Source organism: Spiroplasma sp. Moj (assembly GCF_016082285.1).
In the GTDB taxonomy this organism is placed as follows: Bacteria; Bacillota_I; Bacilli_A; order Mycoplasmatales; family Mycoplasmataceae; genus Spiroplasma; species Spiroplasma phoeniceum.
This window is the reverse complement of record NZ_MQTY02000142.1, coordinates 1,634-1,959: the sequence shown is the minus strand read 5'-3', so window position 1 is coordinate 1,959 and position 326 is coordinate 1,634. Positions and strand designations below refer to the sequence as shown.

The 326-nt window shown below is 17.4% G+C and carries 1 pseudogene; it reads right to left on the bottom strand.

Going from position 1 to position 326, the window contains the following annotated elements:
* Window positions 1–208: pseudogene (locus BST80_RS05125) on the bottom strand (hypothetical protein); the annotation flags it as partial.
* Window positions 209–326 lie beyond the last annotated feature (118 nt).

Below are 326 nucleotides of genomic sequence, written 5' to 3'. Positions count from 1 at the left end.
ATAATTTAATTAAGCTATTTAGTGAATTTTCATATAAATAGTATTTCTGACATAAATTAAAATAATTAATGACATTTTGATAAATATAATTTATTTCTTTTGTAAGTTTTTGTTGTAAATATCATTTTTTTATTTTTCGTTGTAATGAATATAATTCATTTTCAGTTAGAATGCTTGTTACCATATACTTTTTCATTTTAATCTCCATTCTAATTTAAAGACTAAATCAGTGGTCTAAAATGTATATGGTTTTCACAACGATATTTTTCTGTAATAATTTTAAATTTTTTAAAAATAGCAAAAATATTTTCAATAATAATNNNNAT